10 protein-coding genes are annotated in these 12,072 nt (G+C 58.4%); 3 read left to right on the top strand and 7 right to left on the bottom strand.

Annotation, left to right across the window (positions count from 1 at the left end):
* Nucleotides 1-22 precede the first annotated feature (22 nt).
* Complete coding sequence (locus ACFOW7_RS16310; RefSeq protein WP_378166234.1) at nucleotides 23-559, bottom strand: hypothetical protein; 537 nt, start codon at nucleotides 557-559, stop codon at nucleotides 23-25.
* Nucleotides 560-1,083: 524 nt separating this feature from the next.
* Here ACFOW7_RS16310 and ACFOW7_RS16305 point away from each other — a divergent pair.
* From ACFOW7_RS16305 to ACFOW7_RS16295, 3 genes are all read left to right on the top strand, one after another.
* Nucleotides 1,084-3,327, top strand: a complete 2,244-nt coding sequence (locus ACFOW7_RS16305) for a DUF6531 domain-containing protein (protein WP_378166232.1) — start codon at nucleotides 1,084-1,086, stop codon at nucleotides 3,325-3,327.
* A 75-nt stretch (nucleotides 3,328-3,402) separates the two neighbouring features.
* Nucleotides 3,403-5,565: an RHS repeat-associated core domain-containing protein gene (locus ACFOW7_RS16300; protein ID WP_378166230.1), complete on the top strand. Its 2,163-nt coding sequence runs from the start codon at nucleotides 3,403-3,405 to the stop codon at nucleotides 5,563-5,565.
* 276 nt (nucleotides 5,566-5,841) lie between these two features.
* A complete protein-coding gene (locus ACFOW7_RS16295) occupies nucleotides 5,842-6,312 on the top strand; it encodes a hypothetical protein (RefSeq protein WP_378166228.1) in 471 nt (156 codons plus the stop codon).
* Nucleotides 6,313-6,794: 482 nt separating this feature from the next.
* Here the strand turns inward: ACFOW7_RS16295 and ACFOW7_RS16290 are convergent, their stop codons facing one another.
* The 6 genes from ACFOW7_RS16290 to ACFOW7_RS16265 all read right to left on the bottom strand — a co-directional run bounded on the left by ACFOW7_RS16290 (nucleotide 6,795) and on the right by ACFOW7_RS16265 (nucleotide 12,071).
* Nucleotides 6,795-7,832 (bottom strand): sulfate/molybdate ABC transporter ATP-binding protein, encoded by a 1,038-nt coding sequence (locus tag ACFOW7_RS16290; RefSeq protein WP_378166226.1) that lies wholly within the window; start codon nucleotides 7,830-7,832, stop codon nucleotides 6,795-6,797.
* Nucleotides 7,833-7,879: 47 nt separating this feature from the next.
* Nucleotides 7,880-8,746 carry a sulfate ABC transporter permease subunit CysW gene (gene cysW, locus ACFOW7_RS16285; protein WP_378166224.1) on the bottom strand — a complete coding sequence of 289 codons (867 nt, stop codon included), beginning with the start codon at nucleotides 8,744-8,746 and terminating at the stop codon, nucleotides 7,880-7,882.
* 7 nt (nucleotides 8,747-8,753) lie between these two features.
* Nucleotides 8,754-9,587, bottom strand: a complete 834-nt coding sequence (cysT, locus tag ACFOW7_RS16280) for a sulfate ABC transporter permease subunit CysT (protein ID WP_378166222.1) — start codon at nucleotides 9,585-9,587, stop codon at nucleotides 8,754-8,756.
* A gap of 110 nt (nucleotides 9,588-9,697) precedes the next feature.
* Nucleotides 9,698-10,696 carry a sulfate ABC transporter substrate-binding protein gene (locus ACFOW7_RS16275; protein ID WP_378166219.1) on the bottom strand — a complete coding sequence of 333 codons (999 nt, stop codon included), beginning with the start codon at nucleotides 10,694-10,696 and terminating at the stop codon, nucleotides 9,698-9,700.
* A gap of 117 nt (nucleotides 10,697-10,813) precedes the next feature.
* Nucleotides 10,814-11,371 (bottom strand): hypothetical protein, encoded by a 558-nt coding sequence (locus ACFOW7_RS16270; RefSeq protein ID WP_378166217.1) that lies wholly within the window; start codon nucleotides 11,369-11,371, stop codon nucleotides 10,814-10,816.
* Between the two features lie 61 nt (nucleotides 11,372-11,432).
* Nucleotides 11,433-12,071: a peroxiredoxin gene (locus tag ACFOW7_RS16265; RefSeq protein ID WP_378166215.1), complete on the bottom strand. Its 639-nt coding sequence runs from the start codon at nucleotides 12,069-12,071 to the stop codon at nucleotides 11,433-11,435.
* Nucleotide 12,072 lies beyond the last annotated feature (1 nt).

The raw sequence follows: 12,072 nt of genomic DNA, 5'->3' as shown, positions 1-12,072 counted from the left end.
GGCTATAGAAGAGCGGCATGCCCTATTTACCGCTGAACCTGAACTGCCGGGCAATCGTATCGACCAGTTGGTCACCCAGCGCCGACTCGCTATCCCGGTAGGACACCGACACCACGTAGACGGTCTTCTTGACCGGAATCACCAGGGTGCGCTGCACCCGGGTCTCCTCGGCGCCTGGTGTGAGCACATCCACCGTGGTCCTCTTGCCGGCGACCCGCCGCCCGCCCAGCGTCAGTGGATCGTCGCGCTTCTCGCGCAGCCGCATGGCCTGTGGGTTGTCTACGCTGCTGGCGTCACGCAGCAGCTTGGCCGGATCGCCGTTGGGATAGCGCGTCACCGAAACAATCGACCCCGATTCGACATCGAGAAACCCCCACTGCTCACGGCCATTGGGCTGCGCCTGATGGACAGGCTGCTGGCCCGGCCGCCGCATCAATTCAAACGAAAAACCTTCGGCCTCGAAACGATCGATCTGCCAGCCGGCGGCACCGTCACGCACTTTGTCGAGCTTGGCAGAACCGAGGGGTTCGGCCCAGGAAGGCGAAGACAGCGCCAACATGCCAAGGCATAGCCAAGGTAGAAGGCGAGATTTCAGAGAAGTCATAGCAGGCGTCCTTTGGGTGAATAGACCGCGGCTCCTCGATAGGGAGAGCAAGTCGTCAGGAAACGATGGAGAGCTGAGGCAGACGTAGGTTCCTTCTGCAATCCGAAGCGAGCGGAAACCAGACATCGTGCAATGAAGAGAAAAATGGGGATAAGGGAGAAAATCCCCCAACCATCAAACAACAATATTCCAAAATGATAATTTTTAAGAAATTATCGGCTGACCTGACTGACCAATTCGGGAAATCATTGCTTTTATACATTATTCATATCATGGACTTCCCGCATTAAATGACATTCTCATATCAAGGATACTCATCTTGCTGCTGACAGGTGTGTCGGTTGGCAACGCTGCCGGCTTCCTGCTTTCCTCATCAGTTTGTCTTGGGAAAGGGGCCGAGGAGGCAAGATGGACATTCCACCTCTTCGGCAAGGCAGAGGACGGCGCTTATTTATTCTGATTTTTCTTGCAGAGAATTTATGAAATTTCCCATCCGTTACTCGCTTATTGCTCAATCCTTATCGGCAGCCGGAGCAATCGGTCTGGCTCAGGCCGGCACCTGTGACCCCAAGGGCGGCGTCACCCAGATCGGCATCGAGGTCTCCGCGACCTCGGACCGCTTCAACGACGGCAGTTTCTACTACGAGCAAGCGCTGCTGCAATGCGTGGGCGGCCAGATCGTTGCCTTGATCACAACGTCGGCAGAGAGCACGCCTGAGGCCGCCGCTCAGGCAGTGATGAGCCAACCCAATATGAAGCGCCTGTATCGCAACGTGTGCGGTTCTCATATCGTGGTGCTTCACAACAATTACAAAGGTACGCTCAACGGCGCCGGCCCCAATCCGACGACGATCGCGGGCATGTTGTACTTCAAAGGCGACAAGGCCAAGTGCGCACCAGTCGGTGGCCCGAACGGCCCGGACCCGGTGAATTTCGGCACCTGCTTTCAGGAGGAAGACCCGAACAGCCAGGATGTGACGCTGCAATGCGGCAACCCGATCCAACCCGCCACCGGCAACAAATATCAGGTCGAAACCGACTATATGGGGGCCGGCAGCAACCGCCTGCGCGTCGAACGTCATTACAACAGCCTCGATGGCGGCTGGACCATGCCATTCTCACAGCGCCTCCTGATCAACACCTCCGGCAGTGGCGGCACGCCCGGCATCAGCGCGGCAGCCGACCCCAATCTGATCGACTGTGACACGCTCAAGCTGACGTCGCCTGAAACCCCTGTCAGCGTCTGTGCGATTCCCGCCGCCAAGCCGCCACGGCAGATTCGCCGCGCCAGTGGTCGTCTGATTCCGTTCACGGCCGACAGCGGCAGCGACCATGCCGGCCTTGGCTACACCCTCGCCAAGGACGGCAGCGGCTGGCAATTGACCACGCCCAACGATACGGTCGAGCGTTACGACTCGGAAGGCCGTCTGCTGTCGATCCGGCTGCGCGATGGCTACCTCCTGACCACAGCGCTCGATGCCAAAGGTCGCGTCACCGCCATCAGCGATCAGTTCGGCCACCGGCTGATATTCGCCTACAACGCCCAGAACCGCCTCGACAGCATCACCGACCCGGCGGGCAGCGTGGTCGGCTATCAGTACGATGCCCAGAGCCGTCTTGCTGCCGTGGTCTATCCCGATCAGACCACTCGCCGCTACCACTATGAAGACAGCCGCCACCCTCAGGCGCTGACCGGTATCACCGACGAAAACGGACAGCGCTTTGCCACCTGGAGCTACGACGACAAAGGCCGTGCCCTCACCTCCGAACACGCGAAGGGAGTGGAAAAGGTCAGTGTGAGCTATGGCTCCGCCAACCAGGTCAGTTACACCAGTGCCACGGGCGCCAAAACCACTGCCAGCCTGCAAACGGTCAAAGGCCGCGTGTTGCCGACCGAGCGCCGGATCGAATGCACCAACTGCCCGACTTCCAACGAGAAGTTCGAGTACGACGCCGAAGGACGGATGACACGTATGGTCGACAGCGCCGGCGCGATCCAATCCACCAGCTACGATGCTCGCCGTCTGCCGCAGCAGCAGGTCGAGGCTCTCGGTACCCCGCAGGCACGCACCCGCCACTATCAATGGCATGCCTCGCTGCATCAGCCGACCCGTATCGACGAACCAGGCCGCCGCACCGACTTTGTCTATGAAAACGGCCGTGTCAGCCAACGTACCGTTACCGATACCCTCCGCAACCAGTCGCGTACTTGGCGCTACACCTGGACGGCCAACGGTCTGCTCTCCACCCAGATCGATCCGAGCGGTGCAAAGACCAGCTATGCCTATGACGCAGCCGGCAATCTGTCGAGCATCACCCGCCCGGGCAATCTGTCGACCCAGTTCAGCGACTACGACCCCAACGGCCGCGCACGCCGGATCGTCGGTCCCGAGGGCGTCATCACCACGCGCCTCTACGATAGTCGCGGCCGTCTACAGAGCCAGACCGTTGGCAGCCAGACCACCCATTACGAGTATGACAAGGCAGGCCAGCCGACCAGGCAGACCCGCCCCGATGGCAGCTGGATGAGTTGGCAGTACGACGCGGCACACCGTCTGGTCCAGGTCAATGACAGCGCCGGCAACCGGCTCGACTATCAGTACGACGCCATGAGCCGCGTGACCCGGATCGACACTTCCGACCCGAAGGGCCGGTTGCGCACGGCCTCCGACGCCGCACTGGCCGAGATGAGTCCGGCCGCCCCTCAGGACGATAGCGAATAAGCAATATCACTTCTTATTAATTTATTTCTCTGTATCGCTATATTTGTGGCAGAGGATTTTCAGGAATTTTGATTAATGAACTCATTCAAGTGCCTCACCCTCGCCGTCCTGGCAGCTTTGGGCCCGCTCACGCAGGCGGAAGTCGTTTCCAGCCAGACCTTCAGCTATGACGGTCGCGGCAATCTCATCTCAGCCACGAACGGTGCCGGTCAGACCACCCGATACCAGCCTGATGCCTCGGGCCGGATCACGGCCACCACCGATCCCCAAGGCCGCATCACCCGATACGGCTATGACGTGCTGGGGCGCACCACCCAAGTGACCCGACCGGATACCAAGGTCGAGCGTTACGACTACGACTCCCTGGATCGTCTGATCAGCGTCACCGATGCGCGCGGTCTCACGACCCGTTACGAAGTCAATGCCTTCAATGAAACCCTGAAGCGGTCCAGTCCCGACACAGGCGCAGGGAGTGCCAGCTACGATGCCGACGGCAGGCTGTTCAGCCGCACCAACGCGGCGGGCCAGACGGTCAGCTATCGTTACGACGCCGCCGGCCGATTGGTCGAGCAGAGCCATGCCGCTGGCCCGAAGTGGAGTTTTGTCTGGGATGCCAAGAATCGGCTCTCAGAAATCAAGGACCCGAACGCCACCACGCGCTATGTCTATGATGCCGAAGGCCATATCACGACCAAGACTCAGATTCTGGGTACCTTGACCCATAGCATTGCCTACCGCTGGGCAGCCGATGACCAGTTGTCCGGTCTGACTACCCCATCGGGCCGCAAGATCGACTATCAGCTCAAGAACGGCCAGATCGTCGGTATCACCCTCGACGGCAAACCGCTGCTGACCACGGTCGCCTACCATCCCAACGGTGCACCACAGGGCTGGAGCTGGGCCAATGGTCTCCATCACACTCGGCTCTTCGACAAAGCCGAGCGGCTGTACCGGATCGAATCGGCCGGCATCATTGCCAAGCTGCTGACCTTCGACGCAGCCGGCAATGTGGATAAGATCGACGATCTGCTCGACAAGACCCGTAACCAGGACTTCGGCTACGACGATCTTGATCGACTGATCTCGGAAATGTCAGCCGGCCGCAATGACAGCTACCAGTACGACGCCAACGGCAACCGCACGCTGATGAGCCGCAACGGCGCCGCTACCCCCTACGCCATCGATGCAGCCAGCAACAAGCTGACGAGTGTTGCCAGCCAGGCGCGCACCTACGCCACTACAGGTCACCTGTTGAGCGATGGCGCCAAGACCTTTCAGTACGACAGCGCCGAGCGGATGATCCGTGCCACGGTGGGCGGTACGACCTATCAGTACGCCTATAACGCCCTGGGACAGCGTGTCATCAAGACAGGCACACGTTTTGTCTTCGACGAAGCCGGCCGTTTGCTGGGTGAGTACAAGACCGATGGTTCGTTGATTCAGGAGACGGTCTGGCTCGGTAACCTGCCGGTAGCGACCATCCGCCCCGACCCCACCGACGCCAAGAAAACCGTGGTGTATTACGTCCACCCCGACCACCTAGGCAGCCCACGCGCAGTGAGCGAGCCGAGTAGCAACAAGACGCTGTGGCGATGGGAATCCGATGCGTTTGGCCAGGGCGCGGCCAATGAAGATGTGGATGGCGACAAGAGGAAGTTCGTCTATCACCTGCGGTTCCCGGGGCAGTATTTCGATAGTGAAAGTGGGCTGAATTACAACTACTTCCGGAACTACGATTCGCAAACTGGACGCTATTTGGAGTCAGACCCAATAGGATTAAATGGTGGGTGGAATACTTATGCGTACGCCCTTAATAATTCTCCACTGCATTCCGACCCAAAGGGATTAAGTGTTGAATATTGCGCCGACGGCATCCACAAATTTGTCTGCCTCAATGATAAATGTGCAGGACTTCAGCCCACCAATACACTAATAGGTGCTATTGGAATAGATCGGGATGGCGCAATCATGAATGATTCAGGACGGAAATCTGGTGCTCAATGTAAAAAGATGGATGTTGACACCGAACCGCGGTGCGACCAAAAGAAATATGAAAGCTGTGTAGCCCGCTCTGTCAACATCCCCGACTCCAACAATAATGACGACGTGAGACATGACTATAGCCTTTTATGGGGAAAGAATTGTGTGGCATGGGCACGCTCGGTCATTATAGAGTGCCAGCAAATGGCTTGCACCAAGCCCCCACAAAGCAATGCTGAGCCCAAAGCAAAAAAATAAATTCATCTCAAACGCTTATTCAATCCGACTTTGTTGCCGACTCTCGTATTTGCAAGAACTTGAGCTTTCCAATACATTTCCCCATCAAGAGGAATTCTTATGTGGCTGATGTTCTTCGCAAATACCTAATCAACCAAACACCCCAGAGTCAGATGCTCATGATCCAGGGAATTTCCAAGCAACCCCCAATGAAATTCACTGGATTTCAGCCCCTTAAGTTACTGCAATTTAACATCTGCACCCCAACCGGCGAACAAAGCCGAAACCAGGTACATCATGGACAGAAAAATCCTTCTTAAAAAGAAAAAATTTCTTTTCCATTTTCTCTTGATTGCACCAGTTTCTTTTTTTTCTTATTCCATTGGGGTTGGCAGCAAGCAAGCCTCCTTGCTGATAGGGCTGCTGATTGCCTTGTTTTTTCTTCTGCTTTTATCTTGCTTCGGGAAGAAAAAAAAGATCCTTGCCGGATCAGTCGCAGCCTTGCTATTTCATCTGACCATTGCCGTTATTGGATTTAATATCGGAAATAACGTATACGAAGCAAGATCCATTAAATCACTAAAGAAAAATCTACCCGACCTTCTCAAACAAAAAAACATCGAAACCAATACCGAGAACATTATCTACAAAAACATCAACTGCATACCACTTCATGGGATATGCACAACCACCGTGATTATTGGGCCGAGACAATATCGATTCGTTATCCGTGATTCGGGCAAGTTAGAAATGCTCTCACAAAAATAGTTTTCAGCCTTTTTACCCCCTCAGTCAGCCATTGAAGCAACTTCCCTGTCATTGGGGTTTGCGGAGCATAAAATGGCCAAAGCCTGCATGCATCAGGGGTATATCTCCAAAGACGGCAACAGAAAGATAAGCCAAGACAAGAAATCATCGATTTTCCGACACTGTTACCAGCTGAAATAGCTGGAAATCGAATATTCGCAAGAAGATTATTAATCAGGATTTGATCTGACAAAGAATATCGATATAGCAGCAACGCAAAGATCGACAAAGCCAAAGCTTTTGCCATTTATAAACACTGTCAACAACCTCCGGCTTCACAACCAACCGGATTTTGAAAAACTTAGACAGGAAGTGATACAGGACAGCCAGAAGAGCTAAACTTTTTGTGCCCGCACCTCAGCAATAAATGCCTGCAATGCCAGACAAAAAACGCCGCTTCCTTCAGCAAGGAGCGGCGGTCTGTCTTTCCCTACGGGTGTGATTCAGATCGAATAATCGTCCGCAAACACCTTAGCCTGCCTGGGCCGAATAAACACCCGCTCGCCGGCCTTGAATGCCTGGGCGGCGTAAGCCTCGCGGCTCAGTTCCGCCTCGACCGGGTCGCCGTTGTCGAGCCGCATATCGAGCCGCACTACCGGGCCGATGGCACGTACATGATCGACCACCACCGCCAGCGTGCTGCCGGCCGGCTCGCGCAGCAGCTCGATGTCATGCGGCCGCACATAGGCTACCGCCCCATCCGGACTGCTATGTTCGCCCACCTGGGCAAAGCCGCCATGAACCCGGCTGTGGAACAGGTTCACATCGCCCAGGAACTGGTAGACAAATGGGGTGGCCGGATTGTCGTACACCGCATCGGGCGTTCCCATCTGCTCGATCCGTCCCTTGTTCATCACCACCACCCGGTCGGCCACTTCGAGCGCCTCTTCCTGATCATGGGTCACGAACACCGAGGTGACATGGACTTCATCGTGCAGACGGCGCAGCCAGCGCCGCAATTCCTTGCGTACCTGGGTGTCGAGCGCACCGAACGGCTCATCGAGCAGCAGGACTTTCGGCTCCACCGCCAAGGCACGGGCCAGGGCGATCCGCTGGCGTTGGCCGCCCGATAGTTGGGCCGGATAACGATCGGCCAGCCAATCGAGCTGGACCAGCTCCAGCAGTTGATGAACCCGGCGCCGAATCTCGGCCTCGGGCGGGCGGGTCTTGCGGGGCCGGACGCGAAGGCCGAACGCCACGTTCTCGAACACCGACATATGGCGGAACAGGGCGTAGTGCTGAAACACGAAGCCGACCTGACGCTCACGCACATCGACATCAGTAGCATCCTCGCCCTGGAACAGGATGCGCCCGCTATCGGGCGTTTCCAGACCGGCAATGATGCGCAGCAGCGTGGTCTTGCCGCAGCCAGACGGGCCAAGCAGTGCAGTCAGCTCGCCGCTGGGCAGTTCGAGCTGGATATTGTCGAGCGCCACAAACTGGCCGAAACGCTTGGCGATGCCGTCGATCGAGATGCTCATGGTCCTGTCCGCTTCAGTCGCTAGATAAATGGATCGTCGAGGAAAAATCAGGCCGCTTGGAGCGCCGCGTCCTGTTCACGCGCCAGCCGGGTTTCCACCAGGGTCTTGAGCGCCAGCGTCACCAGGGCCAGCAGGGCCAGGATCGAGGCGCAGGCAAAGGCGGCGACGAAGTTGTACTCGTTGTAGAGAATCTCCACATGCAGGGGCACCGTATTGGTCTGGCCGCGGATATGGCCCGATACCACCGACACCGCGCCGAATTCGCCCATCGCCCGGGCATTGCACAGAATCACCCCGTAGAGCAGACCCCACTTGATATTGGGCAGCGTGACCCGCCAGAAGGTCTGCCAGCCGCTTGCGCCCAGCACCAGCGCCGCCTGCTCCTCGTCGCTGCCCTGTGCTTCCATCAGCGGAATCAATTCGCGCGCCACAAACGGGAAAGTCACGAAAATGGTCGCGAGCACCATGCCGGGCACGGCAAAGATCACTTTGAAATCGTGCGCCGACAGCCATGGCCCGAACCAGCCCTGGGCACCGAACAGCAGCACATAGATCAGGCCGGCGACGACAGGACTCACCGAGAACGGCAGATCGATCAGCGTCACCAGCAGGCTCTTGCCCCGGAACTCGAATTTGGCAATTGCCCAGGCCGCCGCTACCCCGAAGACCAGATTGAGCGGCAGCGAGATCGCGCTGACGATCAGGGTCAATTCGATCGCCGAGCGGGCGTCGGGGTCGCGCAATGCCTCGAAATACAGCTCGCCGCCCTTGCGAAAGGCTTCGGCAAACACCGCAACCAGCGGCAGCAGCAGGAAGAAGGCCAGAAAACCCAGCGCGGCGATCAGCAGCGTCCAGCGTACCCAGCGGGTTTCCGTGGTGCTGATCGAACGGGAGACGGGGGAAGCACGATGCATGGCGGCCTCACTTGCGCATGCCGTGGCGGCGACCATGCCACCATTGCACCAGATTGATCAGCAGGATCATGGCAAACGACATCAGCAACATCACCAGTGCCACCGCCGTGGCACCGACATAGTCGTACTGTTCGAGCTTGCCGATGATGATCAGCGGCACGATCTCCGATTCGAGCGGGATATTGCCGGCGATAAAGATCACCGAACCGTACTCACCGATCGCCCTGGCAAATGCCAGCGTGAAACCGGTGATCAGCGCAGGCACCACCGCCGGCAGGATCACCTTGCTGAAGGTCTGCCAGCGACCGGCACCGAGACAGGCGGCAGCCTCTTCGAGCTCGGCCTCCATATCCTGTAGCACCGGCTGCACGGTACGGACCACAAACGGCAGGCCGATAAAGGTCAGCGCGACCACGACACCAAGCGGCGTAAACGCCACCTTGAGTCCCAAGGGCGCCAGCGCAGCACCGACCCAGCCGTTCGGGGCATACAGCGTGGTCAGCGCAATACCGGCCACCGCGGTAGGCAGCGCAAACGGCAGATCGACCAGCGCATCGATCAGCCGCCGGCCCGGAAAGTCATAACGGGTCAGCACCCAGGCCACCAGAAAACCCGCCACCAGATTGATCAGCGCTGCGATAAGACTGGCGCCGAAAGTCAGCTTGTAGGCGGCAACCACCCGCTCGGCACTGACCACCTCCCAGAACTCGGCCAGGCTGAGGCTCGCGGTCTTCACCACCAGGGCCGACAGGGGCAGCAATACCACCAGCCCGAGATAGAGCAGGGTGTAGCCCAGCGCCAGACCGAAGCCTGGCAGGACGCTCGCTTGTTTGAGACGCATGGCGGGGAATTGTCGCGGCGAAAATTAAAATAATAAGAAAAATCACTGCAAGGCTAAATAAGGCATTTATTCATTTTGGAATAAAAGTTATCCAGCCTCTGGCTTGCAGTCTATTTTTTCAGATAGAGCTGGTCGAATACGCCGCCATCTTCGAAGTGGGTCTTCTGGGCACGGCGCCAGCCGCCAAAGGTGTCATCGACGGTGAACAGCGGCACGGCCGGGAATTGGGCAGCGTATTTCTTCAGCACCGTCGGGTCATGCGGACGCAGATAGTTCTGGGCGGCGATTTCCTGGGCTTCGGCGGTCCAGAGGAATTTGAGGTAATCCTCGGCCACCCTGCGGCTGCCCTTCTTGTCGACCACCTTGTCGACCACGGTCACGGGCGGCTCGGCCCGGATCGACAGCGAGGGATAGACGACATCGAACTGACCGCGCCCGAATTCGCGCGCAATCATTTCGGCTTCGTTTTCAAAGGTCAGCAGCACATCGCCGATGCCACGCTGCATAAAGGTGGTGGTGGCGGCGCGGCCACCCGAGTCGAGCACCGGCACATTGCGCAGCAGTGCGCCGACGAAATCGCGCGCCTTCTGCTCGCTGCCGCCGGGCTGCTTCAAGGCCCAGCCCCAGGCGGCCAGATAGCTGTAGCGGCCATTACCGGTGACCTTGGGGTTGGGCATGATCACCTGGACGCCCGAACGGGTCAGGTCGCCCCAGTCCTTGATCTGCTTGGGATTGCCCTTGCGGACGATCAGCACTTGCAGGCTGGTGAAAGGCAGGCTGTTGTTGGGCAGGCGGGTGTTCCAGTTTTCCGGGATCAACTTGGCCCGGTCATGCAGGGCATCGATATCAGGCGGCATATTCATGGTGATCACATCGGCCGCCAGGCCATCGATCACCGCCCGCGCCTGTTTGCCCGAGCCGCCGTGCGATTGCTGGATGGTCACGTCCTGACCGGTCTTTGCCTTGTACTGCTTGACGAAGGCCGGATTGAGATCCTTATAGAAGTCGCGCATCACGTCATAGGAGACGTTGAGCAGTTCAGTGGCGGCAAAGCCGCTGACCGACCAGGCGGCAAGGCCGACAAGCGCGAAACGGGACAGACCAGACATGGACGGGACTCCGCGAATCAAAACAATGGCAGCCAGAATAGCCGTGGCGGCTTAGCCCTATAAAGAATATTTAATCGAAGGTTTAAGGCTATCCGGATATATAAGCCCGGCCACGACTCACAAGCGTTCGATCCGGCTGCGCGGCTCGATCCGAAAGCCCAAGCTGCGGTAATTGACCAGTACCGGCGATTCCTGCGACTCGCTCCAGACCTGGTCGGGCAGGATCAACAGAAACTGTTCCGGCTCCAGTTCGAAATGGCGCAACAGACGGGTAAACGCCTGGCCATGGCCGCTTTTGACGTAATCGAACAGACGGGGATGGATATCGAGCGCCAGCGTATCCTGCCGGCCCAGCACCACGAAATGGTCGAGCGCCTGGATCAGCCGGCATAGCCGGTCGAGCCGCAACAGGCCGTCTTCGCCGCTGGCGAGCCGGAACAGCCGCTCGGTCGGGAAAGTGATGCCGCCCGGACCGCGCGCCACGATGGCGCCGAGCGTGAGGGTTTCGGTACCCAGCCGGACCGGTTCGAAACGGGCGCGCAGTTCGCATTTGAAGAAACGGCCGGCGACGCCACCCTCGACACAGGCCAGCGGAAACCCTGCCACCGCTTCGCGCGGCAGCGAACTCAGCCGGGAAGTGAGCCAGTCGCGGTCAAAGCCCATCAACCGTTCCATTCCGGCAAAAAAGCCCGGCAGAGCCGGGCAGCGTCTTTCATCCCCAATCCCGATGCCCCGCTTATTTGTTGGGCTGCGGTGTCAGCCGCAGATAGGGCCGCAGCGCCCGATAGCCCTTGGGAAAGCGGCGCTTGATCTCGGCTTCGTCGGTCAGGCTCGGCACGATCACCACCTCGTCGCCGTCCTGCCAGTTGCCCGGCGTTGCCACCTTGTGTTCATCAGTCAGTTGCAGCGAGTCGAGCACCCGCAGCAGTTCGTTGAAATTGCGCCCGGTGCTGGCCGGATAGGTCAGGGTGGTGCGGATCTTCTTGTCGGGATCGATGATGAACACGGTCCGCACAGTCAGATTGGCCAGCGAATTGGGGTGGATCATGTCGTACAGCGTGGCTACCTTGCGATCCGGATCGGCCAGGATCGGGAAGTTGAGCCGCACACCCTGGGTTTCTTCGATATCGCCGACCCATTTATGGTGGGAATCGAGCGTATCGACCGATACCGCCAGCGCCTTGGCATTACGCTTGGCCAGTTCGTCCTTGAGCTTGGCGGTCAGGCCCAGTTCGGTGGTGCAGACCGGGGTGAAATCGGCCGGGTGCGAGAACAGGATCACCCAGTTGGAGCCAGCCCACTCGTGAAAGCGGATCGGTCCCTCGGTCGATTCCTGGGTGAAGTCGGGCGCAATATCGCCTAGGCGCAAAGTCATC

Source organism: Chitinimonas lacunae (assembly GCF_042650885.1).
Taxonomy (GTDB): Bacteria; Pseudomonadota; Gammaproteobacteria; order Burkholderiales; family Chitinimonadaceae; genus Chitinimonas_A; species Chitinimonas_A lacunae.
Note: the sequence above shows the minus strand (reverse complement) of the source record. Positions and strands in the feature narration are given on the sequence as shown.